At 54.9% G+C, this 20307-nt stretch carries 23 protein-coding genes; 14 read left to right on the forward strand and 9 right to left on the reverse strand.

Annotation, left to right across the window (positions count from 1 at the left end; all coding sequences use genetic code 11):
• Position 1: 1 nt before the first annotated feature.
• Together deoR and ybjG are read right to left on the reverse strand one after the other, a co-directional pair.
• Positions 2-760, reverse strand: a complete 759-nt coding sequence (deoR, locus tag AC2CGP_RS16430; RefSeq protein ID WP_015367546.1) for a DNA-binding transcriptional repressor DeoR — start codon at positions 758-760, stop codon at positions 2-4.
• 86 nt (positions 761-846) lie between these two features.
• Positions 847-1440 (reverse strand): undecaprenyl-diphosphate phosphatase, encoded by a 594-nt coding sequence (gene ybjG, locus AC2CGP_RS16435; protein ID WP_045359985.1) that lies wholly within the window; start codon positions 1438-1440, stop codon positions 847-849.
• A gap of 303 nt (positions 1441-1743) precedes the next feature.
• Between ybjG and kdeA the strand changes: the two genes are divergently transcribed.
• A complete protein-coding gene (gene kdeA, locus AC2CGP_RS16440) occupies positions 1744-2976 on the forward strand; it encodes a multidrug efflux MFS transporter KdeA (protein WP_015704845.1) in 1233 nt (410 codons plus the stop codon).
• Between the two features lie 41 nt (positions 2977-3017).
• Here kdeA and AC2CGP_RS16445 read toward each other — a convergent pair whose 3' ends face one another.
• Together AC2CGP_RS16445 and AC2CGP_RS16450 are read right to left on the reverse strand one after the other, a co-directional pair.
• On the reverse strand, positions 3018-3830 hold the full coding sequence (locus tag AC2CGP_RS16445; RefSeq protein ID WP_015367542.1) for a Cof-type HAD-IIB family hydrolase: 813 nt from the start codon (positions 3828-3830) through the stop codon (positions 3018-3020).
• Entirely contained in the window at positions 3830-5032 is a 1203-nt protein-coding gene (locus tag AC2CGP_RS16450; RefSeq protein ID WP_046883524.1) for an MFS transporter, read from the reverse strand. The genes AC2CGP_RS16445 and AC2CGP_RS16450 overlap by 1 nt, the downstream gene beginning before the upstream one ends.
• Before the next feature lie 113 nt (positions 5033-5145).
• Here AC2CGP_RS16450 and AC2CGP_RS16455 point away from each other — a divergent pair, with 113 nt between their 5' ends.
• Positions 5146-5700 carry a TetR/AcrR family transcriptional regulator gene (locus AC2CGP_RS16455; protein ID WP_213759824.1) on the forward strand — a complete coding sequence of 185 codons (555 nt, stop codon included), beginning with the start codon at positions 5146-5148 and terminating at the stop codon, positions 5698-5700.
• Here the strand turns inward: AC2CGP_RS16455 and AC2CGP_RS16460 are convergent.
• Positions 5693-6490, reverse strand: a complete 798-nt coding sequence (locus AC2CGP_RS16460; protein WP_046883522.1) for an SDR family NAD(P)-dependent oxidoreductase — start codon at positions 6488-6490, stop codon at positions 5693-5695. The genes AC2CGP_RS16455 and AC2CGP_RS16460 overlap by 8 nt on opposite strands.
• A 211-nt stretch (positions 6491-6701) precedes the next feature.
• On the opposite strand from AC2CGP_RS16460, the gene AC2CGP_RS16465 reads away from it, so the two are divergent.
• Positions 6702-6923: a hypothetical protein gene (locus AC2CGP_RS16465; RefSeq protein ID WP_046883521.1), complete on the forward strand. Its 222-nt coding sequence runs from the start codon at positions 6702-6704 to the stop codon at positions 6921-6923.
• Between the two features lie 75 nt (positions 6924-6998).
• Here AC2CGP_RS16465 and AC2CGP_RS16470 read toward each other — a convergent pair whose 3' ends face one another.
• The 3 genes from AC2CGP_RS16470 to AC2CGP_RS16480 all read right to left on the reverse strand — a co-directional run bounded on the left by AC2CGP_RS16470 (position 6999) and on the right by AC2CGP_RS16480 (position 10287).
• Entirely contained in the window at positions 6999-7334 is a 336-nt protein-coding gene (locus AC2CGP_RS16470; RefSeq protein WP_046883520.1) for a hypothetical protein, read from the reverse strand.
• A gap of 173 nt (positions 7335-7507) precedes the next feature.
• On the reverse strand, positions 7508-8206 hold the full coding sequence (locus AC2CGP_RS16475) for a DUF6216 family protein (RefSeq protein ID WP_015367536.1): 699 nt from the start codon (positions 8204-8206) through the stop codon (positions 7508-7510).
• Between the two features lie 395 nt (positions 8207-8601).
• Positions 8602-10287 (reverse strand): aspartate:alanine antiporter, encoded by a 1686-nt coding sequence (locus AC2CGP_RS16480; RefSeq protein WP_015704851.1) that lies wholly within the window; start codon positions 10285-10287, stop codon positions 8602-8604.
• A gap of 266 nt (positions 10288-10553) precedes the next feature.
• Between AC2CGP_RS16480 and AC2CGP_RS16485 the strand changes: the two genes are divergently transcribed.
• Positions 10554-10937 carry an inner membrane protein YbjM gene (locus tag AC2CGP_RS16485; protein ID WP_015367534.1) on the forward strand — a complete coding sequence of 128 codons (384 nt, stop codon included), beginning with the start codon at positions 10554-10556 and terminating at the stop codon, positions 10935-10937.
• Positions 10938-10943: 6 nt separating this feature from the next.
• Here the strand turns inward: AC2CGP_RS16485 and AC2CGP_RS16490 are convergent, their stop codons facing one another.
• Positions 10944-11207 carry a GrxA family glutaredoxin gene (locus AC2CGP_RS16490; RefSeq protein ID WP_015367533.1) on the reverse strand — a complete coding sequence of 88 codons (264 nt, stop codon included), beginning with the start codon at positions 11205-11207 and terminating at the stop codon, positions 10944-10946.
• 191 nt (positions 11208-11398) lie between these two features.
• Here AC2CGP_RS16490 and AC2CGP_RS16495 point away from each other — a divergent pair, with 191 nt between their 5' ends.
• The 10 genes from AC2CGP_RS16495 (at position 11399) to rlmC (ending at position 20285) form a co-directional block, all read left to right on the forward strand.
• The gene (locus AC2CGP_RS16495; RefSeq protein WP_015367531.1) at positions 11399-11689 is read left to right on the forward strand and encodes a YbjC family protein; all 291 of its coding nucleotides are present in this window, start codon (positions 11399-11401) and stop codon (positions 11687-11689) included.
• Entirely contained in the window at positions 11673-12395 is a 723-nt protein-coding gene (gene nfsA / locus AC2CGP_RS16500) for a nitroreductase NfsA (RefSeq protein WP_015704853.1), read from the forward strand. The genes AC2CGP_RS16495 and nfsA overlap by 17 nt, the downstream gene beginning before the upstream one ends.
• A gap of 66 nt (positions 12396-12461) precedes the next feature.
• On the forward strand, positions 12462-13364 hold the full coding sequence (gene rimK / locus AC2CGP_RS16505; RefSeq protein ID WP_015367529.1) for a 30S ribosomal protein S6--L-glutamate ligase: 903 nt from the start codon (positions 12462-12464) through the stop codon (positions 13362-13364).
• Positions 13365-13452: 88 nt separating this feature from the next.
• Positions 13453-13938 carry a type III secretion system chaperone family protein gene (locus AC2CGP_RS16510; RefSeq protein WP_015367528.1) on the forward strand — a complete coding sequence of 162 codons (486 nt, stop codon included), beginning with the start codon at positions 13453-13455 and terminating at the stop codon, positions 13936-13938.
• A 330-nt stretch (positions 13939-14268) separates the two neighbouring features.
• Positions 14269-15381, forward strand: coding sequence for a spermidine/putrescine ABC transporter substrate-binding protein PotF (potF, locus tag AC2CGP_RS16515; RefSeq protein WP_032711260.1), 1113 nt, complete (start codon positions 14269-14271; stop codon positions 15379-15381).
• Between the two features lie 123 nt (positions 15382-15504).
• A complete protein-coding gene (potG, locus tag AC2CGP_RS16520) occupies positions 15505-16638 on the forward strand; it encodes a putrescine ABC transporter ATP-binding subunit PotG (protein ID WP_015367526.1) in 1134 nt (377 codons plus the stop codon).
• A gap of 10 nt (positions 16639-16648) precedes the next feature.
• Positions 16649-17602 (forward strand): putrescine ABC transporter permease PotH, encoded by a 954-nt coding sequence (gene potH / locus AC2CGP_RS16525; RefSeq protein ID WP_015367525.1) that lies wholly within the window; start codon positions 16649-16651, stop codon positions 17600-17602.
• Positions 17599-18444 (forward strand): putrescine ABC transporter permease PotI, encoded by an 846-nt coding sequence (gene potI / locus AC2CGP_RS16530; RefSeq protein ID WP_484502395.1) that lies wholly within the window; start codon positions 17599-17601, stop codon positions 18442-18444. The genes potH and potI overlap by 4 nt, the downstream gene beginning before the upstream one ends.
• A gap of 182 nt (positions 18445-18626) precedes the next feature.
• Positions 18627-19115: a YbjO family protein gene (locus AC2CGP_RS16535; protein WP_015704855.1), complete on the forward strand. Its 489-nt coding sequence runs from the start codon at positions 18627-18629 to the stop codon at positions 19113-19115.
• A gap of 42 nt (positions 19116-19157) precedes the next feature.
• Positions 19158-20285: a 23S rRNA (uracil(747)-C(5))-methyltransferase RlmC gene (rlmC, locus tag AC2CGP_RS16540; protein ID WP_046883518.1), complete on the forward strand. Its 1128-nt coding sequence runs from the start codon at positions 19158-19160 to the stop codon at positions 20283-20285.
• The last annotated feature ends 22 nt before the right edge of the window (positions 20286-20307 follow it).

The following is a 20307-nucleotide window of genomic DNA, read 5'->3' on the forward strand; positions in this document are numbered from 1 at the left end:
GTTAGTACAGCAGTGATATTTGCTTTTCTTTTGCCAGCGCCAGCAGATCGTCATCCGGGCGAACGTCGCTGGCGATGACGTCAAAACGCGATAACTCCCCCATCCGCGCCGGCCGCACTTTGCCGAACTTACTGTGATCGACAACCAGCACATGGTAGCGAGCGTTGTTCATGGCCCAGTGTTTCACCGGCAGCTCTTCCAGGTTATAACAGGTCGCGCCTTGCTCGCAGTCGATACCGGCGGCGGAGTAGTAGGCGATATCCGGGCTGAGATGGCTCAAGGTATCCTGCAGGCTGAGCGGCAGAAAGATGGCGTTGCTGGCGTGGAATTCGCCGCCGCACAGAATAGCGCGACACAGCGGTTTTTCTTGCAGGGCGAGAAAGGTATTTAACGAGTAGCACACGCCGGTAAACGGCAGCTCGTTATCGATGGCGTCGATGATCCATGGCGTCGTGGTGCCGCAGTCAAAAAAGGCCATCTGATGCGCTTCAAGCAGCCCGGCGGCATGGCGCGCGGCACGGCGTTTTTCATCCACCAGACGGGTTTTCTGATCGCTCAGCAGATAGTGCGTGGCGCTACGCGGTTCCAGCACGATGTAACCGCCCAACAGCACCACCGGGCCGCTGTGGCCGTTTAAATCGCGACGAATGGTCATTTCTGATACGCCAAGCAGCGAAGCTGCTTCTTTCAGGTGAAGTTTATCGCTGCGCTTGAGTGCCTGAATGAGCTGGTTAATGCGTTCGTCACGACGAGTTTCCATATACCCTCTGAGCTAAAATCGCCCTGCAAGGGCAGGGCGTCAGCTTGATTTTACCCGGCGGCGAGGGGTTCGTCACCTGTCAGACGTTAGCCGCGTACCCAGCCTTTACGAATCGGCAGCGAGAAGCAGAGACGATACAGGCGCTGCAGCCATTGGTAGAGACCATGACCGCCGCTCTGCCACAGCAGTTGCGCCCCAAGGCAGCCGCACATGCCGGCCAGCAGCCCGCCCAACATATCCAGCGGCCAGTGTACTCCCAGATAGACGCGCGACCATGCAATCGCCGAGGCGATGACCAGCAGCAGCGCGCCGGACCACACCCGGTGCCAGAATAAAAACGCCAGCGCGAAGGTAAAGATGACGGTGCCGTGATCGCTTGGGAACGAGTCATCCGCCGCATGATGCAGGAAGTTATAGCCGACGCCGTCAACAAACGGCCGGTCGTGTGGAAACAGATGACCGATAACCCACGAAATAGACAGGCTCAGGGCCAGGGCCAGCATGACCTTAAATACCAGCTGACGTTGGTTTGGCCCCCACAGCCACAGCGCCACCACCAGCAGCGGCACAATGATAATTAAGTCTTTGGCAATAAACGTGGCGACCTCAATCGCCCACCACGAGGAGGCCGGGGTGGCGTTAATCAGGGCAAACAGCGCGTAGTTGATATTTTCCAGCATGCTTCCAGTCTCTGCTTACGATGGCAATAAGCCGCTCACCATATTGAAAGGTAACGATAAGGTAAAGCAGCATTGTCTTAATTATCAGTTTGTTACGAAATATACCCGTGAGATGCCCTTGCCGGTATTTCGCCATAGCAAGTATATCGGCTGTAATCTCATTGAAACATAAACGAAATATAAATATTCGTTTCATGCCGGACCGCGGGCTGGCGATATTTTTCATTGTCACTCACAATTCACTATCTCCTCGGGTCGACTTTCATTAAACTTTGCGCGATTTTTTTTTAATTAAGAGATTGCATGCAGAATTATTCGTTATCAGGTAAGCGCCTCGGTCGTCAGGCGTTGCTGTTCCCGCTGTGCCTTGTGTTATATGAATTCTCCACCTATATCGGCAACGATATGATCCAACCGGGTATGCTCGCGGTGGTGCAGGAGTTTCAGGTCGGCAATGAGTGGGTCCCCACCTCTATGACCGCCTATCTGGCGGGGGGGATGTTTTTGCAGTGGCTGTTGGGGCCGCTGTCGGATCGTATTGGCCGCCGTCCGGTGATGCTGACCGGGGTGGTGTGGTTTATCGTCACCTGTCTGGCGACGCTGCTGGCGCAAACCATTGAGCAATTTACCCTGCTGCGTTTCCTGCAGGGCATCAGCCTGTGCTTTATCGGCGCGGTGGGCTATGCGGCTATCCAGGAGTCGTTTGAGGAGGCGGTGTGTATCAAAATTACCGCCCTGATGGCTAACGTCGCTCTGATTGCGCCGCTGCTCGGGCCGCTGGTCGGCGCTGCCTGGGTGCATATGCTGCCGTGGGAGATGATGTTCGTGCTGTTTGCCGTGCTGGCGGCCATCTCCTTTGTGGGGCTGCAGCGGGCGATGCCGGAAACGGCGACGCGGATGGGGGAAAGACTGTCGGTAAAAGAGCTGGGCCGCGACTATCGTCTGGTGTTGAAAAACCTGCGCTTTGTCGCCGGCGCGCTGGCGACCGGTTTTGTTAGCCTGCCGCTGCTGGCGTGGATTGCGCAATCGCCGGTGATTATCATCAGCGGCGAGCAGGCCACCAGCTATGAGTACGGCATGCTGCAGGTGCCGATTTTCGGCGCGCTGATCGCCGGCAACCTGGTGCTGGCGCGTCTGACCTCGCGCCGCTCGGTACGTTCGCTGATTATTATGGGCGGCTGGCCGATTATGTTTGGCCTGCTCCTGTCGGCGGCGGCCACGGTGGTCTCGTCCCATGCTTATCTGTGGATGACCGCTGGTTTAAGCTTCTACGCTTTCGGGATTGGCCTGGCTAACGCCGGGCTGGTGCGCTTAACGTTGTTCGCCAGCGAAATGAGTAAAGGGACGGTTTCGGCGGCGATGGGTATGCTGCAGATGCTGATCTTTACCGTGGGCATTGAGCTTAGCAAGCATGCGTATGAGCTTGGCGGTAACGGCCTGTTCAGCCTGTTTAACTTGCTGGGCGGGGTGCTATGGCTGGGGCTGATTATTTACTTCCTGAAAGATAAAAGCGTCGGCAGTTCGCAGCAGGCGTGATACGTAGTAAACCCGGATGCCCAAAGGCATCCGGGTTCTCATCAGGCGAACGGCGCTTCGCGATTCAATACCTTATCAATAATATGCAATACGCCTTCTTCGTTATTATGCGGGGCATGATGACTGGCGACGGCTTTGACCTCCGCTTTGGCATTCGCCATGGCGAAACCAAAACCGGCATGCTGCAGCATTTCAATATCATTGCCGCTATCGCCGAAGGCCACCACCTCATGGTTATCAATGCCCCAGCGCTCCTGCAAAATGCGCAGGCCGTTGGCTTTATGCACGCCAGGGATGATTAAATCGATACTGCCGTAGCCGGTGGCGACGGCGGTAACCATATCGCCCAGCGCCGCGTGTAGCTTCGGCTGAATTTCCGGGATCAGATGATCCGGCACGTTCAGACCGAATTTGAGGATCGCGTCATCGAGATGGTTAAAATCATCCACCAGTTCGAGACGGTGATAGTACTTCGCCGCCACCGCTTTTAGCTCGTCGTTATAGCTATTGAGCGTATAGGCGCTGCGTTTGCCGCAGGCGATAATTTCGATATGCGGCAGCGTTTGCAGGTGGTCGACGACGGCGTTGAAATGCGTCGTCGGCAGCTGGCAGTTAAAGATATCCTCTTTACCGCTCACCACCCAACCGCCGTTTTCGGCGACGAAGGCGATTTCATCGACCAGCTCGGGGAAGAACGATATCAGCTGGTAATACTGGTTGCCGCTGGCGACCACGAAGCGAATGCCCTGTTCGCGCATGCGCTGATACTGCGCCAGAAAACGTGGGCGATTATAGGTCTTGGCATCGCTTAAAAAGGTGCCGTCCATGTCTACCGCAATCAGTTTGATGCTCATTAGCTATTCTCCATCACAGGTTCAGGCTGCGGTTTGGCTACCGCGCGGGCTACCAGCGCTGCCACCATCACCAGACCCAGTACTACCATCATGGCGCTACGCAGGCCAAAATGTTCGCCAAGGAAGCCCAGCAGCGGCGGCCCGACGAGGAAAGCCAGATAGCCGGTAATCGCCACGACGCTCACGCGTTTCGGCGCATCCGGGCCGGTATCGCTGGCGGCGGAAATGGTAAGCGGGAAACCGAGCGACGCGCCGAGTCCCCACAGCAGTACAGATACCCCGGCAACCCAGGTGATGTCGACAAAAATAATCAGCCCGATACCCAGCGCGCCCATTACCGCGCTGGCGCGTACGACGGTGACGCGACTGTAGCGGTCGATAAACCAGCCGCCGGTGAAGCGGCCGAGGGTCATGCCGAGGGTGAAACCGGCGTAAATCAGCGAACCGGAAGTGGGGCTAAAGCCGTGGCCGTCGACCATCAGCAGCGGCAGCCAGTCGTTGGCGGAACCTTCGGCAAAGGCCATTGCCAGCACGATCACGCCGATCAGCAACAGCTGCACGTCGCGCCAGACCGGTAGGCCTTTGGCCTCGCTATGGGCGGATTCGGCGGCGTTTTTGCCCGTGCCGTCGGGGATGGCGCGAATGGCGATAACGATGGGGGCAATCGCCACCAGCGCGGCGATCAGAATATGCGGCGCGGCGGGCAGGCCAAAACCGGTCACCGCCATACCGATGCCGGCGCCCACGAGGGTGCCGAAGCTGTAAAAACCGTGCATCATCGGCAGCACGGTTTTATTCATTTCCCGTTCAACGGCGGCGCCTTCGACGTTAATCGCCACTTCCGCCGAGCCGAAGCTGGCGCCAAAGATAGCCAGCCCTAAGGCGAACAGCGGCGCAGAGGCGAGCCACAGCGCCAGGCTTAACACCAGCATGCCCGCCACGGCGCACAACATAGTTGTGCGGATGACTTTACGGGTACCGAAGCGCTTCACCAGCCATGCTGAACAGAGAATACCGCTCATCGAACCAATCGACAGGCCAAATAGCACCATTCCCATTTCAGCAGTGGAAAGGGTTAGTAAATCGCGAATCGCGGGCGTACGGGTGGCCCAGGAGGCCATCAATAAGCCGGGGATAAAAAAGAACATAAATAGCGCCCACAGCCGAAGCTGGAGGGCTTTGCGAGAAGTTTGCGCCGTCATCCATAAACGCCCGAGAAAGAAGAGTTGCAGACAACAGTAGCAAGGTTGTGTACATTTGTACACATTCCGCTATCGCTTGACCTGCGTAGCGCACAGAGGGGAAAAACACACCGATGACCCGCAGACCGAACGATCCGCAGCGGCGCGAGCGCATCCTGCAGGCGACGCTGGATACCATCGCCGCGCACGGTATTCACGCGGTGACGCACCGTAAAATCGCCAGCTGCGCCGGGGTACCGCTGGGCTCGCTGACCTATTATTTTAGCGGTATTGAGGCGCTGATTGAGGAAGCGTTTCGTAACTTCACCGTCGAAATGTCGGCGCAGTATCAGCAATTCTTCAACGGCGTCGGCAGCCGCCAACAGGCCTGCGACGCTATCGCCGAACTTATCTTCAGCGCCCAGGTGACCACCGCGCGCAATATGGAGTTAATGTACCAGCTATACGCGTTTTGCAGCAGCCGACCAGCGCTGAAAACGGTCATGCAGAGCTGGATGCTGCGCAGCCAGCAGACGCTGGAGCAGTGGTTTGAACCGGCGACGGCGCGCGGGCTGGATGCGTTTATCGAGGGGATGACGCTGCACTTCGTGACCGATAGCGCGCCGCTGTCGAAAGCGGCGATTCGCTTAATGGTCGGGCGGCTGGCGGGGGAGTATAGCGCTAGCTAAGCGTCGCTCCGGCGGTGACGTTAACCACCGTGGCGGTCATCGCCGCCGCCGACGGTGAGGCAAGAAAGGTGATGACCCCGGCTATCTGCGCGAGCGTTGGTAACCGCTGCAGCATCGTGCCGTGCGCCGCACCACCCAGCCACTGTTCGACGCTCAAGCCCAGCGCCTGTGCTTTAGGCGCAAACACCTCGGCAGTATAAGAACCCGCCAGCGCCGCATCCGCTATCGCGTGTGACCGTACGCCGAGCACGCGGATTTTTTTGGCGCCGAGTTCGCTGGCCAATGCTTTGATAAAGGCTTCCATTGCGGCGCAGCCGACGATATGGCCGAGGTGTCCAGGGATGGCCATCGTCGCGGAAGGAGGGATAGTGGTAATAATGACGCCCTCGCGTTCGCCACCCATCCACGGCGCCACAGCCTGGGCAATAGTAAATTGGGCATCAAGAAAGGGGACAAAACCCTGGTGATACTCGGCAAGGGATAATTGTGCCAGCGTTTTCCCCTGATTGTGGGGAAAGCCGGTGGCATTAACTACGATGTCAATCCCGCCGGTTCGCCCGGCCAGGTTGGCCACCTGCGCGGTGGTTTGCCCGCCATCCAGCACATCCAGTTGCAGGGTCTCGACGCTCCCGCCTGCGGCGCGAATCTCAGCCGCCGCCTTTTCCAGCTTATCCGCCTGCCGGGCGGCCAGAAAGATCCGCGCGCTTTCTTTCGCCATGGCGAGCGCCGCCGCGCGGCCAATCGCGCCGCTGCCGCCGAAAATCACCACGGTCTTATCTTTAAGCAACATGAAGAGCGCCTTATGTGGGAGTGGATCAGCAAAGTATGGGTGAAAAAATAGACTGTGCAAGTAGGGGGGAGTTACGTTTAGGGATTGATTTTCTTTATTAGGTGTTTGTTTAACTTGTTGATTTAATAAGGAAATGATTTAATTATTACTGGCCAATAGACGCGCTTTTGATTAGCCTTGGGTTACCTGATGCAGGGATAAGAAAGAGCCAATGAAACCTAAAAGATTCTCTTCAAGCTATGTTTGTAAAAAGATCTGCATTCATGCAATCAATATGTTTGAAGCTGTCGGAACGGGCAGCTTCTCTATCGCCGCTGTGGTTTGTTTTATTGCTCTGGATGGCTGGTTATTCAAGCTGGGTGGTTTCGCCATCTGTTTTACGCTGGTGTGCTTGATAAGCTTTATCGCCGATTATTTAAGAGGGGATATTTAAGTGGCATGTTGAGGACATATCAGTTATACAACATAGGGAGAACGTATCGTACTGATGAAAAAATTGCTTGTTAAATTAATTTGGGTAGAGTTTCTTTCTTAAGAATATTATCGCTTTCCATGAGAGCGGATAAGGTGTAGCTATTAGTGCAAAGGCGCAGCAAACTGCAGTCACAGCAAAGTAAGCCAGCCCATTACCGGTATCATTAGTCAGCACCGCGTAGCTACAAAAGATAAGCAGGGCAATGATAATAATACAGGACATGTAAAAACGACGCCTTAGCTCCACCAACAAGACCTGCAGGCTTTGGTCTTTACGTTGTGGACTCTCAAGTCCTTTTCGCAGCATATTGATCTCTTTGCTGGTAAAACCGTGCTTCTGAAGTGTTTGTTCCTGCTGTACATCAATCATGTTTTTACCTTCAACCGAAACACCTCTTAATCGTTGCGGACAATAATATCAATAATTATCACAGGATGATAGGCTCTGCAGTTCCAGTAACAATATTACCGGAACTGATAATATACGTCGTGCAAATGACAAATGTAACAGAGTTCTCACCCCCTAAGCTAAAGTCTGGAGTGCTATGTTAGATAGTCATAGGCTTTTTCATGCTCCCGGATAATGAATTTTTTAAGTCTGAGAGTATATATTAACGTCAATATTAAGCTGGTTATGAACCATATGCAGCCAACGGTAATGATCGAGATGAGAAAGGTGATGACAGGTTTATTGTGAGTGGTATCTTTAATGGATTTCATTATGTTCTCTTTGTCATCTGTATTGGTGAAGGATTCACAAATAAATCTCCCTAGTTGTGGTGTTATTATTTTGTCATTTGCCAGTTGCTTGGCCTCGCCAGAGAGACAGCTTTTTTCTGTGAGATGCCATGAGGGATGGAATGCGTGTTCTGATGCTTCTTTTTCCGAGATTAAAAACCATTCATCCGTTTCTTTAAGAATTAAAGATGTCCAGCCCGGACGTACTTGTAATAGCTTTACGCCATAATATGAACTGGTTGCTAAGCTGCCAAAAAGAAATAATAAGACGATGGAAAACAATATCACATTTGCGCGAGTCAGCCTGGGTATCTCTTTTGTCGATATTTTGATCATGAAAAATCGAATTCGCCATGTGCTTAATTTGGCTTTTTTATATATATCATCGATGTCATCTAAAGGTTTGTTTAAGTAATTTAAGATGGCTTTTATGATGGGCAGGGCGGTGATAACTGTCCCTATCATTTCTTTGCTGAATATATTAATAAGACTTTGCGTTAACATCTGAATTCCTTATCAGTAGAAGTAAAGTATCAACACTACGTTTTACATAGCAGGTTAAGTACGTCAATTCAATAGCAGTAACTATCGGACGTTGAGGAAGCGCTTTTCTGCGAGGAGAAAGCAAGACCAGAGACTGCTGTTAAGACGGGGGCGGTTTTCACGGGAGGGGCATTGCATGCAGAAACGAGTTGTCTGCTAAGAGGTTGATTCTAAGGAAGCTGAATTTCAGGCAACAAAAAACCCATCAACCTTGAACCTAAACGGCGGGGTTGATGGGCTCCACAAAATGGGGACATCAAAGAAAAGCAGTGGCACTAGTTATGACTGACGTCCTGGGAAAAAGTTCTGTTCATCACCGATTTTTTTGCGAAAAAGTTAAAAATTTTCGGCCGGGACTAGCCAAGGCCCGGCCAGATGATGACGATTAGCGTACCGGCAAGGGTGAGCAGCACGTTGGCAATAGCGTAAGTGCCAGCATAGCCGAGTGCGGGAATGTTGCTGCGCGCGGTATCGCTGATAATTTCCATCGCCGGGGCGCAGGTGCGCGCGCCCATCATCGCGCCGAACAGCATCGCGCGGTTCATGCGTAGCACATAGGCGCCGAACAGGAAGCAGATCACCACCGGCACCAGGCTGACGATAAGACCGGCGGCCAGCATTTGCCCGCCAATGGCACCCAGACCGTTATTAATACCCGCGCCGGCGCTCAGGCCGACCCCGGCCATAAACACCATCAGGCCGAACTCCTTGACCATGTTCAATGCGCCCTGCGGGATATAGCCGAAGGTCGGATGGTTGGCACGCAGGAAGCCAAGCATAATGCCGGCGAACAGCAGGCCGGCGGCGTTACCGATGCCGAAGCTGAACGAGCTGAACTGGAAGGTGATCATGCCGATCATCAGGCCGACGATAAAGAAGGCGCAGAAAGCCAGCAGATCGGTCACCTGGCTATGAATCGAAATAAAGCCGATGCGGTCAGCGACGGTTTTTACGCGGCGGGCGTCGCCGCTCACCTGCAGCACGTCGCCTTTATTGAGCACCACGTTATCGTCGATTGGCATCTCAATCTGGCTGCGGATCACCCGGTTTAAGAAACAGCCGTGATCGGTCAGCTTCAGCTGCGCCAGGCGGCGGCCGACGGCGTTATGATTCTTAACCACAATCTCTTCGGTGACGATACGCATATCGAGCAGGTCGCGGTCAAACACCTCTTTACCGTTACGGAAGCTTGGGTCGAGGCGGGCATGGGCGTCCGGGTAGCCAACCAGCGCGATATCGTCGCCCATCTGCAGTACCGCGTCGCCATCCGGGTTCGCCAGGATACCGTTACGACGAATACGCTCGATATAGCAGCCGGTCTGGCGGTAAATCCCCAGCTCACGAAGATTTTTGCCGTCCGCCCACGCGACCAATTCCGGGCCGACGCGGTAGGCGCGGATAACCGGCAGATAGACTTTACGCTTGGAGTCGGTATCCAGACCGCGCTCGCGGGCGATCTGCTGGGCGCTGGTCTGCAGATCCTGATGCTGCAGCTTCGGCATATAGCGCGCGCCGACGATCAGGCTCACCAGGCCAACCAGGTAGGTCAGGGCGTAACCGAGGCTCAGGTGGTCAAGCGACTGCGCCAGCTGATCGCTGGGCAGGCCAAAGTGGCGTAGGGTATCGCCAGCGCCCACCAGCACCGGGGTGGAGGTCATAGCGCCCGCCAGCATCCCGGCGGTCAGGCCGATGTCCCAGCCAAACAATTTGCCCAGCCCCATAGCGATTAACATCGCGCTGGCCACCATCACCAGCGCCAGCATCAGATAGTTTTTGCCGTCGCGGAAAAAAATCGAAAAAAAGTTGGGGCCCGCTTCGACGCCGACGCAGAAAATAAACAGCATAAAGCCAAGATTTAGCGCATCTGTGTTAATGGCGAAGTGCTGCTGACCTAATAATAAAGAAACCACTAAAACGCCAATGGAATTACCAAGTTGTACTGACCCGAGGCGAAGTTTCCCCAGGCAAAGACCCAGTGCGAGTACAACAAACAATAACAGGATGTAATTCCCGTTTAACAAATCTGCGACGTTTATATTCACGAAAGCCAACTTCTCGTTTACTAGTAAGTTGTTGAAGGAAATGGTTTTTTGGTCTAAGGTTGCTCAAGCGTTCGCACTATGCCGAACGTTATTCTGGCATCCCGTTAATACCGATAAAACAGTGCCGCTAGTTTAATCTTTCCTGGTTGCTGCGGCTAGTCACAATCGTTTTACTCTGACGGGAGCGTTATAAGCATGGACTGCCAGAATGCTATTTCTGACTGGATGAAGTGAAAGATAGTTAGAGGCGAAATCAGGAGGATATCGTGAAATCTGAGCGCGCGTGGGCCGGTATAATTTGTGGGTTCTTTCTGTTTATTGTGGTCTGTTTATCGCTGTTGCTGCATATGAAAGGGGCTTTTCGGCAAACGGGCAACCCCGAGCTTGGACTGCTGTTCTTTGTGCTACCTGGCGCTGTGGCGAGCTGTTTATCCCCCGGAAGGCGCGTCATACGTCCGCTGATTGGCGCCATGCTGGCGGCACCGGTTTGTCTGGTGGTGATGCGGATGTTCTTTATTACTCATCGATCGTTTTGGCAGGAACTGGCGTGGCTTTTTAGCGCGGTCTTCTGGTGCGCGCTCGGGGCGCTATGCTTTTTATTTATTTGCGTCTGGCTGGACGCCAGACGCAGGCACTCAACGGAAGAGTGAAGTCTCTCAGGCAAACAGGCCGAGATTTTCCTTCGCCCAGGCTTCGAAATCCGTGCAGCCGCCGATGTGTTTCTGATCGACGAAAATCTGCGGTACGGTTTCTACCGGCTTACCGACGGTTTTTTCCAGATCGGCTTTGCTGATGCCTTCCGCGTGGATATCAATGTAGCGATAGCTGAAGTCATCGCGCTCGGTGCTCAGTTTCTCAGCCAGTTCTTTAGCGCGAACGCAGTACGGGCAACCTGGGCGACCAAAAATAACGGTAAACATGCTTCTCTCCTTAAATCTCAGCCGGATGGCGAATGTGGCTATGATGCCGCGTTCCGTTAGCAAGGGGAAGAAGGTTTTACCTTTTATAGCGATGGTTGCGGGTTATGCTTGATCAATATCATCTGCTGCAAGACCCTATACAGATGCGCCAGCGATGCGCTGTGCGCGGCATGAGTATATTGAGGAGCGTTATGCGATCGCCTGCCGCATTACCCAAAAGTATTCTGATTGTTGAGCTCGTCGGCATGGCGCTGCTGACGTTGGCCTGGCTGTCATTAAACCAGTATGTTCAGCTGCCTGCGCCATTTGCCAGCCCGACGGCGGCGCTCATCATGATCTTTGCCGGGATCCTGCTGATGATCCCGGCGGCGATAGCCTTAATGTGGCGAATAGCGAAAATTGTCGCGCCGCAGTTGACCGATAATAAGACCTCATCTTCTACCCCGTCCGAACGAGAAAAACACCATGACGCCGACCATTGATCTGCTGCGTAACCACCGTTCCATCCGCCATTTTACCGACGCGCCGATTAGCGACCAACAGCGTGAGGCGATCATTGCCGGGGCGCAAGGGGCTTCCAGCTCCAGCTTTTTACAATGTACCTCGATTATTCGCATTACCGACCCGCAGATGCGTGAGCAGCTGGTTGAGTTGACCGGCGGCCAGCAGCACGTGGCGCAGGCAGCGGAGTTTTGGGTATTCTGCGCCGATTTCAACCGCCACCTGCAAATTTGCCCGCAAGCGCAGTTGGGACTGGCTGAACAGCTGCTGCTGGGCGTCGTCGACACCGCGCTAATGGCGCAGAATGCCTTAATCGCCGCGGAATCCCTGGGATTAGGCGGCGTCTATATTGGCGGCCTGCGTAATAACATTGACGCGGTAACCGAGCTGCTGCAGCTGCCGAAACACGTGTTGCCGCTGTTTGGCCTGTGCCTTGGCTGGCCTGCTGACGACCCGCAGGTTAAGCCGCGTATTCCGCCTGCGATGCTGGTGCATGAGAATCACTACCAGCCGCTTGATCAACAGGTGCTGGCGCAGTATGACGAACAGCTGGCGGACTATTATCTGACGCGCGGCAGCAATACCCGCCGCGATACCTGGAGCGATCATATCCGCCGCACCATCATCAAAGAGAGCCGGCCGTTTATTCTCGATTATTTGCATAAACAGGGCTGGGCAACGCGCTGATTCCCTATACACTTCAACCTGCAAACGCAGAGTGCTGGCCGCCAGTTATTTTCTAAGAGGTGTTGGGTGAAAATCGCTATATTATCCCGGGATGGAACGCTTTATTCTTGCCGCCGCTTGCGTGAAGCCGCGCAAAAACGCGGGCATCAGGTCGAGATCCTCGATCCGCTCTCCTGCTATATGAGCGTCAGCCCGGTTGCCTCCTCGATTCACTACAAAGGGCGACAGTTGCCCCATTTTGATGCAGTCATTCCGCGTATTGGCACGGCGATCACCTATTACGGCACCGCCGCGCTGCGGCAGTTCGAACTGCTGGGCAGCTATCCGCTAAACGAGTCGGTGGCGATTACCCGCGCCCGCGATAAGCTGCGCTCGCTGCAGTTGCTGGCGCGTCAGGGAATCGATCTACCGGTCACCGGTATTGCTCACTCGCCGGACGACACCAGCGATCTGATCGCCATGGTCGGCGGCGCGCCGCTGGTGGTGAAGTTAGTGGAGGGGACGCAGGGGATCGGTGTGGTGCTGGCGGAAACGCGACAGGCGGCGGAAAGCGTGATTGACGCCTTCCGGGGCCTCAATGCGCACATTCTGGTGCAAGAATATATCGCTGAGGCAAAAGGGTGCGATATTCGCTGCCTGGTGGTTGGCGATGAGGTGGTGGCGGCCATTGAGCGGCGGGCGAAAGAGGGCGATTTCCGCTCTAACCTGCACCGCGGTGGCGTCGCCACTACGGCCACGCTTAGCGATCAGGAGCGGGAGATGGCGATTAAAGCGGCGCAAACGCTGGGTCTGGACGTGGCAGGCGTGGATATCCTGCGCGCCCATCGCGGTCCGCTGGTGATGGAAGTTAACGCCTCGCCGGGGCTGGAAGGGATTGAAACCACCACTCACGTCGATATTGCCGGACGTATGATCGCGTGGATCGAACGTCAGGCAACGCCTGGATATTGTCTAAAAATGGGAGGGTAGCGTCACTTCGTTATCCTTTCATGGAATGCGACGCATTTTTTGCGTAAGCTATGCGTCGTTTTTTATCCAGCAAGAGGTCACAGGCACTATGGATTCACTGGTCGTTCCGGGTCTTGATACATTACGTCATTGGCTCGACGAGTTAGGCATCAGTTTTTTTGAGTGCGACTCCTGCCAGGCGTTGCACCTGCCGCATATGCAGAATTTCGACGGTATTTTCGATGCCAAAATCGACCTGCTGGACAACGTGGTGTTGTTTTCGGCGCTGGCGGAAGTGAAGCCCTCTGCGCTGCTGCCGCTGTCGGCGGATCTGTCGGCGATTAACGCCAGTTCGCTGACCGTAAAAGCGTTCCTTGATATTCAGGATGATAACCTGCCGAAGCTGGTGGTCTGCCAGGCGCTGCCCGTTGGCGCGGGCGTCACTCTCGAACAGTTTGCCTGGTTCTTCCGCCAGAGCGAAGAGCAGGTCTCGATGGTCATTCTGGAAGCCGGCGCCAATCAACTGCTGTATAAAGCGGAAGAACAGGAAGAAGAGGCCGCAGCCGAAGAAGTGCAATACCATTTTCTGCACTAATTAATAAAAGCAGCCGCTGCGATGGCGGTTGCTTATTTATTCTGTCTCAAACCCGTCTTTAAAGAATTATTCACTGCTGTTTTAGCGCTTCGCTTTTATCTCGTAGACCTTTATTGGCTGGAAATATGATCCAGGGCGTTTTTTTGCCTGGGCTATATCCTCTTATTCTGGCTACAGTTATTCTGGCGAGGCGTCCTTTTGCGGGCAGCCAATCAGGGAGAGGTTTCCTCTCCTTATCTCAGGCAATGAAAAATATGCATGATTCTTGCATGCGTTCAGGTTCGTCTATTGCGTCCGTGAATTAACGGGCCTTGAGAAGGAAACAGAGATATGACCGCCTTGGGTAAAAAATGGTTAACAGGTGTAATTACGGGTGCGCTGATGGCCGTTTCTGCCGGCTCGCTCGCAGCGGAACAAAAAACGCTGCACGTTTATAACTGGTCTGATTATATTGCGCCGGACACGGTTGCCAATTTTGAAAAAGAGACCGGTATTAAAGTGGTGTATGACGTATTTGATTCCAACGAGGTGCTGGAAGGTAAATTAATGGCCGGCAGCACCGGGTTCGATCTGGTGGTGCCGTCGGCAAGCTTCCTTGAACGCCAGCTGGCGGCCGGGGTATTCCAACCGCTGGATAAAAGCAAACTGCCGAACTGGAAAAACCTCGACCCGAAAGTTTTACAACTGGTGGCGCGTCACGATCCCGATAATAAATATGCGATGCCATACATGTGGGCGACCACCGGCATCGGCTATAACGTCGATAAAGTGAAAGCGGCGCTGGGTAAAGACGTACCGTTGAACAGCTGGGATCTGGTGCTCAAACCGGAAAACCTTGAGAAGCTGAAAAGCTGCGGCGTCTCCTTCCTTGATGCTCCGGAAGAGATTTTCTCGACGGTGCTGAACTATCTCGGCAAAGATCCAAACAGCACCAAAGCCGATGATTACACCGGACCGGCAACCGATCTGCTGCTGAAGCTGCGGCCCAATATCCGTTACTTCCACTCTTCGCAATATATCAATGACCTGGCAAACGGTGATATTTGCGTCGCTATCGGCTGGGCGGGCGATGTCTGGCAGGCGGCGAATCGGGCCAAAGAGGCGAAGAACGGCGTCAATATCTCCTACTTTATTCCGAAAGAGGGGGCGCTGGCCTTCTTTGATGTCTTCGCCATGCCGGCGGATGCCAAAAATAAAGACGAAGCCTATCAGTTCCTGAACTATCTGCTGCGTCCGGAGGTTATTGCGCATATCAGCGATCACGTCTACTACGCTAACGGTAACAAAGAGGCGACGCCGCTGGTCAGCGCCGACATCCGCAACAATCCGGCGATTTACCCGCCAGAGGATGTCTTCGCCAAGCTGTTCACCCTCAAGGTGCAGGATCCGAAGATTGACCGCGTGCGCACCCGCGCGTGGACCAAAGTGAAAAGCGGAAAATAACGCCGTCAGGCCCGGTACGCCGGGCCTGTAAAGGTCTGACCTGCTGTTCGCTGGCGGACATAGAACTGAAGAATGTATGGCAACCGGGCCATACGGTGATTGTATTTGCCGGAGAGCACCCGAGTGAATGACGCAATGCCCCGCCCACAGGCGAAAGCCCCCAAAGCGCTGACCCCGCTGCTGGAAATCCGTAATTTAACCAAATCCTTCGATGGGCAACACGCCGTCGATGATGTCAACCTCACTATTTATAAAGGCGAAATCTTTGCCTTACTGGGCGCGTCCGGCTGCGGGAAATCGACGCTGCTACGCATGCTGGCAGGTTTTGAGTTGCCCACCGCCGGGCAAATTGTGCTGGATGGCGTCGACCTGGCGCGCGTGCCGCCGTATCAGCGGCCGATCAATATGATGTTCCAGTCTTACGCGCTATTTCCCCACATGACGGTGGAGCAAAATATCGCCTTTGGTCTTAAGCAGGACAAGCTACCGAAGGCGGAGATTAACGCCCGCGTCCAGGAGATGCTGGCGTTGGTGCATATGCAGGAGTTCGCCAAACGCAAACCGCACCAGCTCTCCGGCGGGCAGCGTCAGCGCGTGGCGCTGGCGCGAAGCCTGGCGAAGCGGCCGAAATTGCTGCTGCTTGATGAACCGATGGGCGCGTTGGATAAAAAACTGCGCGACCGGATGCAGCTTGAGGTGGTGGATATTCTTGAGCGCGTCGGCGTCACCTGCGTGATGGTCACCCATGACCAGGAAGAGGCGATGACCATGGCAGGCCGTATCGCCATCATGAACCGCGGTAAGTTCGTGCAGATCGGCGAGCCGGAGGAGATCTATGAACATCCGACGACCCGCTATAGCGCCGAGTTTATCGGCTCGGTAAACGTCTTCGAAGGGCTGGTCAAAGAGCGGCTGGAAGATGGCCTGGTACTGAATGCGCCGGGGCTGGTGCATCCGCTGAAAGTCGATCCGGATGCCTCGGTGGTGGATAACGTGCCGGTCTGGGTGGCGCTGCGTCCGGAGAAAATCATGCTCTGCGACGAACCGCCGGCGGACGGCTTTAACTTTGCGGTAGGCGAGGTTATCCATATTGCCTACCTCGGCGATCTGTCTATCTATCATGTCCGTCTGAAAAGCGGGCAGATGATCAGCGCGCAGCTGCAAAATGAGCATCGCCATCGCAAAGGAATGCCGACCTGGGGTGATGAAGTTCGCTTGTGCTGGGATGCCGATAGCTGCGTTGTTCTGACGGTGTAAGGAGAGGACGATGAGCACATTAGAACCTCCAGCCGGCGGCAAAAAGCCCGGCGGTTTTGCCCTGTGGCTGGCGCGCCAGCAGATGGCTCACGGGCGTAAGCTGGTGATTGCGCTGCCGTATCTGTGGTTAATCCTGCTGTTTTTACTGCCATTCCTGATCGTTTTTAAAATCAGTCTGGCCGAAATGGCGCGGGCGATCCCGCCCTATACCGAGTTACTGTCGTGGGCCGACGGTCAACTGACGTTGACGCTCAACCTCGGCAACTTCCTGCAGCTGACCGACGATCCGCTGTACTTTGAGGCTTATCTGCAGTCGTTGCAGGTGGCGGCAATTTCCACCTTTTGCTGTCTGCTATTGGGCTATCCGCTGGCGTGGGCGGTGGCGCATAGCAAGCCGTCGACGCGCAATATCCTGCTGCTGCTGGTGATATTACCTTCGTGGACCTCGTTCCTCATCCGCGTTTACGCCTGGATGGGGCTGCTGAAAAGCAACGGGGTGCTCAATAACTTCCTGTTGTGGCTCGGAGTTATCGATCAACCGCTGGAGATTTTGCATACCAATCTGGCGGTGTACATCGGTATCGTTTACGCCTACCTGCCGTTCATGGTGCTGCCGATTTATACCGCGCTGACGCGTATCGACTATTCGCTGGTGGAAGCGTCGCTGGATCTCGGCGCCAGGCCGTTAAAGACCTTCTTCCAGGTGATTGTTCCGTTAACGAAAGGCGGCATTATCGCCGGCTCGATGCTGGTGTTTATTCCGGCGGTGGGCGAGTTCGTGATCCCGGAACTACTCGGCGGCCCCGACAGCATTATGATTGGCCGCGTGCTGTGGCAGGAGTTCTTTAATAACCGCGACTGGCCGGTAGCATCGGCGGTGGCGATTGTGATGCTGCTGCTGTTGATCGTGCCGATCATGTGGTTCCACAAGCATCAGCAAAAACAGATGGGGGATCATGGATGAATGACTTACCGGTAGTACGTTCGCCATGGCGGATTCTGATCCTCGTGCTCGGTTTTACCTTCCTGTATGCGCCGATGCTGATGCTGGTTATCTATTCATTTAACAGTTCGAAGCTGGTGACGGTATGGGCAGGGTGGTCGACGTGCTGGTATAGCGAGCTGTTTCATGATGACGCGATGATGAGCGCGGTGGGGTTAAGCCTGACCATTGCCGCCTGCGCGGCGACGGCGGCGGCGATCCTCGGCACGATTGCCGCGGTGGTGCTGGTGCGTTTTGGCCGTTTTCGCGGTTCCAACGGTTTTGCTTTTATGATCACCGCGCCGCTGGTGATGCCCGATGTGATTACCGGGCTGTCGCTGCTGCTGCTGTTTGTCGCGCTGGGGCATTCCATCGGCTGGCCATCGGATCGCGGCATGTTGACGATATGGCTGGCGCATGTCACCTTCTGTACCGCCTACGTGGCGGTGGTGATCTCTTCACGTCTGCGCGAGCTGGACAGGTCAATCGAAGAGGCGGCGATGGATCTTGGCGCCGCGCCGCTGAAGGTGTTTTTCGTGATAACCTTGCCGATGATTATGCCCGCGGTCATTTCCGGCTGGCTGCTGGCGTTTACTTTGTCTCTTGATGACCTGGTGATTGCCAGCTTCGTTTCCGGGCCAGGGGCGACGACGCTGCCGATGCTGGTCTTCTCCAGCGTGCGGATGGGTGTTAACCCGGAAATTAACGCCCTGGCGACATTAATTCTCGGCGTGGTGGGAATTGTCGGTTTTATCGCCAGGTATTTAATGGCTCGCGCAGAAAAGCAGCGAGTGCGTGATATCCAGCGTGCAAGAAGGGGCTGAACCCCCTATACCCGTCATACTTCAAGCTGCATGTGCGTTGGCCGCGTTTGTTCACCCCAGTCACTTACTAGAGTAAGCTCCTGGGGATTCACTCACTTGCCGCCTTCCTGCAACTCGAATTATTTAGGGTATAATCTCTGCAATAGAGTTAACATTGGCGCCGCACTCGTGGCGCCGTTTTCATGGATGACTTTACGTTGGGATTGTTTACAAAAACTCGATCGTCTCATGCTCGTCTTAACGTCCCTGCGCTGGTACAGGTGGCGGCCTTTGCTATTATCTTAATTCGCGGTCTTGACCTGTTAATGATCCTCAATCAGCTTGGCGTGCAGGGGATTGCCGATTTTGTCCATCGTAGCGTGCAAACCTGGGCCCTGACGCTGGTGTTTCTGGCGAGCCTGGCGCTGGTGTTTATCGAGATCTGGTGCGCCTTTTCGCTGGTGAAAGGCCGTAACTGGGCGCGCTGGCTCTACCTGCTGACGCAAATTATCGTCATCTCTTATCTGTGGGCGGCCTCGATTGGCTACGGCTATCCGGAACTGTTCAGCGTGGCCGGGGAGTCAAAGCGGGAAATTCTCCATGCGCTGTTTTTGCAAAAGCTGCCGGATCTGCTGGTGCTGGCGCTATTGTTTATCCCGGCGTCGTGCCGACGGTTTTTCCGCTTGCAATAACGGTGATACAATCCCCGCCCCGGTTTTCTTGAAGGTCTTCTTATGCATTGCGCACTTTACGACGCGGGCCGCTGCCGTTCCTGTCAGTGGCTGGAATTGCCATTGACGCAACAGCTCGCCGATAAAATGGCGAACCTGCGCGAACTGCTGGCGAGTCATCCAGCGGCGAGATGGCTTGCTCCGGTCTCAGGTCCGGAGACGGCGTTTCGCAACAAAGCGAAAATGGTCGTAAGCGGTAGCGTCGAGCGCCCGCTGCTCGGCATGCTGCATCGCGATGGCACGCCGGAAGATCTCACCGATTGCCCGCTGTATCCGCCGAGTTTTGAACCGGTTTTCGCCGCGCTGAAGCCGTTTATCGCCCGCGCCGGACTCACCCCCTATAACGTTGCCCGCAAGCGCGGCGAACTGAAGTATTTGCTGCTGACCGAAAGCCAACAGGGCGGCATGATGTTGCGTTTCGTTCTGCGCTCTGCGGCTAAGCTTGCACAGTTGCGCGCCGCGCTGCCGTGGTTACAGCAGCAGTTGCCGCAGCTTAAGGTGATTACCGCCAATATTCAGCCCGTGCATATGGCTATCATGGAAGGGGAGCAGGAGATTTTCCTCAGCGATCAACAGGCGCTGGCGGAGAACTTTAACGGCGTACCGCTGTGGATCCGCCCGCAAAGCTTTTTCCAGACCAACCCGACGGTGGCGAGCCAGCTCTATGCTACCGCCCGCGACTGGGTACGCGCGCTGCCGGTCAACCACATGTGGGATCTGTTTTGCGGCGTCGGCGGTTTCGGCCTGCACTGCGCAACCCCGCAGATGCGCCTTACCGGTATCGAAATCGCCCCGGAAGCCATCGCCTGCGCGAAGCAATCCGCGGCCCAGTTGGGATTAACCAATCTTCATTTTCAGGCGCTGGATTCCACGCAATTCGCGACGCATGAAGACGATATTCCACAGCTGGTGCTGGTCAACCCGCCGCGGCGCGGCATCGGCGCCGAACTGTGCGATTATCTAAGCCGCATGGCGCCGCCGTATATTATTTATTCGAGCTGTAACGCGCGGACGATGGCCGCAGATATTGATCGTCTGCAGGGCTATCGCCTTGAGCGGGTGCAGTTGTTCGATATGTTTCCACATACCGCGCATTATGAAGTGCTGACGCTGCTGGTTCGTGAAGTTTAAACAAAATGTGAACTCTTTAAGC

The sequence above is a fragment of the Klebsiella sp. SYXHC3 genome (assembly GCF_057196925.1).

Excerpts from the sequence above, each read along its gene's own strand:
- potF (WP_032711260.1), top strand. The coding sequence starts at position 14,269 with ATGACCGCCTTGGGTAAAAAATGGTTAACAGGTGTAATTACGGGTGCG.
- rlmC (WP_046883518.1), top strand. The coding sequence starts at position 19,158 with ATGCATTGCGCACTTTACGACGCGGGCCGCTGCCGTTCCTGTCAGTGG.
- AC2CGP_RS16495 (WP_015367531.1), top strand. The coding sequence starts at position 11,399 with ATGCGATCGCCTGCCGCATTACCCAAAAGTATTCTGATTGTTGAGCTC.
- AC2CGP_RS16470 (WP_046883520.1), bottom strand. The coding sequence starts at position 7,334 with ATGATTGATGTACAGCAGGAACAAACACTTCAGAAGCACGGTTTTACC.
- potH (WP_015367525.1), top strand. The coding sequence starts at position 16,649 with ATGAGCACATTAGAACCTCCAGCCGGCGGCAAAAAGCCCGGCGGTTTT.
- potI (WP_484502395.1), top strand. The coding sequence starts at position 17,599 with ATGAATGACTTACCGGTAGTACGTTCGCCATGGCGGATTCTGATCCTC.
- AC2CGP_RS16465 (WP_046883521.1), top strand. The coding sequence starts at position 6,702 with ATGAAACCTAAAAGATTCTCTTCAAGCTATGTTTGTAAAAAGATCTGC.
- deoR (WP_015367546.1), bottom strand. The coding sequence starts at position 760 with ATGGAAACTCGTCGTGACGAACGCATTAACCAGCTCATTCAGGCACTC.
- AC2CGP_RS16475 (WP_015367536.1), bottom strand. The coding sequence starts at position 8,206 with ATGTTAACGCAAAGTCTTATTAATATATTCAGCAAAGAAATGATAGGG.
- AC2CGP_RS16510 (WP_015367528.1), top strand. The coding sequence starts at position 13,453 with ATGGATTCACTGGTCGTTCCGGGTCTTGATACATTACGTCATTGGCTC.
- kdeA (WP_015704845.1), top strand. The coding sequence starts at position 1,744 with ATGCAGAATTATTCGTTATCAGGTAAGCGCCTCGGTCGTCAGGCGTTG.
- AC2CGP_RS16490 (WP_015367533.1), bottom strand. The coding sequence starts at position 11,207 with ATGTTTACCGTTATTTTTGGTCGCCCAGGTTGCCCGTACTGCGTTCGC.
- AC2CGP_RS16445 (WP_015367542.1), bottom strand. The coding sequence starts at position 3,830 with ATGAGCATCAAACTGATTGCGGTAGACATGGACGGCACCTTTTTAAGC.
- AC2CGP_RS16535 (WP_015704855.1), top strand. The coding sequence starts at position 18,627 with ATGGATGACTTTACGTTGGGATTGTTTACAAAAACTCGATCGTCTCAT.
- AC2CGP_RS16460 (WP_046883522.1), bottom strand. The coding sequence starts at position 6,490 with ATGTTGCTTAAAGATAAGACCGTGGTGATTTTCGGCGGCAGCGGCGCG.
- ybjG (WP_045359985.1), bottom strand. The coding sequence starts at position 1,440 with ATGCTGGAAAATATCAACTACGCGCTGTTTGCCCTGATTAACGCCACC.
- nfsA (WP_015704853.1), top strand. The coding sequence starts at position 11,673 with ATGACGCCGACCATTGATCTGCTGCGTAACCACCGTTCCATCCGCCAT.
- AC2CGP_RS16455 (WP_213759824.1), top strand. The coding sequence starts at position 5,146 with ATGACCCGCAGACCGAACGATCCGCAGCGGCGCGAGCGCATCCTGCAG.
- AC2CGP_RS16450 (WP_046883524.1), bottom strand. The coding sequence starts at position 5,032 with ATGACGGCGCAAACTTCTCGCAAAGCCCTCCAGCTTCGGCTGTGGGCG.